At 61.4% G+C, this 1,488-nt stretch carries 2 protein-coding genes; both read left to right on the forward strand.

Annotation, left to right across the window (positions count from 1 at the left end; genetic code table 11):
* Positions 1 to 49 precede the first annotated feature (49 nt).
* Positions 50 to 739, forward strand: a complete 690-nt coding sequence (locus ACZ4VL_RS40695) for a phage N-6-adenine-methyltransferase (protein ID WP_229298517.1) — start codon at positions 50 to 52, stop codon at positions 737 to 739.
* On the forward strand, positions 732 to 1,488 hold a 757-nt coding region (locus ACZ4VL_RS40700; RefSeq protein ID WP_468211072.1), incomplete at its 3' end, for a DNA methyltransferase family protein. The genes ACZ4VL_RS40695 and ACZ4VL_RS40700, both read left to right, overlap by 8 nt.

The raw sequence follows: 1,488 nt of genomic DNA on the forward strand, positions 1-1,488 counted from the left end.
GAATCCCTCGAACTAACAACAACTCCCTATCAACCATAAGGTGTGCACATTGAACATCCTCTCCGCTTCGTCTGACCCGAACAACCTCTTCATGCCGAAGGAGCGCAAAACCACCTCCATCCCCCGGACTAAAAAGCTCGCCGCAGCCACAGTTGGTTTCGACCGCTTGCCGCAGTTCGAGACAACCACCACTTGGCTCACCCCTCCGGAGCATATTTGGGGCAGCCCGAGGGAAGGCTTCACGGGCCTGGGGCCCTTCGACCTGGATCCGGCAACGCCCGAGAACGGGATGCCGTGGCCCACCGCGGCTCGGATGCTCAAGCCCAGCGATGACGGCCTGGCGTCGGAATGGCCGGCGGATGCCTTCGTTTTCATGAACCCGCCGTTCGGCCGGGGGCAAGAGGCCTGGATGGAGAAGATGGCCAACCACCCGGGGGGCGGCATCGCCCTGGTGTTTGCGCGAACCGAGACCCGCTGGTTCCAAAGTTTCGTGCTGAACCACCCCGATGTCAGCGCGGTGGTCTTCCAGGAGGGCCGCTTGAAGTTCCACCGGGCCAACGGAGACGTAGGTGACGCGCCCCCTGCTGGCCCTGCGTGGATTGCCTACGGCGAGGAGGGCGCCCGTCGCTTGAAGCGGGCGGTCAGGGAGGGGCAGATCCGCGGATGTTTCCTGGAGCTGGACTTTGCCCGGGTGAGTTCTGGGGTGGGCGCTGACGTGGGGGCGGCCAACGATGAGTAAGGGCACTTCGAAGAAGGCAAAGCCGACCGATCCCCGCAACAATGCTTACCAGCGGTTGTTGAAGGCTATCCAAGCCATCCCCGGGGAATCGCCCAGGGAAAAGATGCGCAAGTTCACCGCGTTTGCGCTGAAGGTTTGCGTGATCAATCAGGCCGAGGAGTTGTTCACCCGGGGATTTGGGCCCTTGGTCGCCTGGTGTGACTTGACGCTGCTTGGGACTGACGTGCAAGGAAGCGAGGATTGGTGCCACGAAGCGGGCCAGGCCTACGGCGGCGCAGTGGAAACCTTCGAGCCGTTCGAATGCATCCTGGGCCGATTGTTTAATGAGTTGGTGTGGTCAGGGAAAAAGAACGACGCTCAACATTTCACCCCTTGGGGCTTGGCGAGGGCGATGAACGCCTTTGCTCAAGCGCCTCAAAAAGACGAGTGGCCCATGGGTGACCCCACCTGCGGAGCCGGCACGCTGTTGCTTGTGAAGCTTCACGAACTGGCCGGGAAGGATTCGAAGGCCCTTCGGGGGCTTACCGTGAAAGCGAACGACCGCGATCCGTTGTGTGCTGCGATGACCGCACTTCAGTTGCTGTCAAACCAGTTGATCTGGCGGATGCCCATCGGGCGCGTGGTGGTCGAGTGCAAAGACATCATCACTCAATACCTGGAAACGCGGGTGGTGTTTTGGTCTCTCACGCGAGATCGGTTCATCGCCATGGATGAGGAGATCCGGCTCGAGAAGGCCAACCGGGGGGCGG

This window comes from Streptomyces sp. NPDC029014 (genome assembly GCF_055564695.1).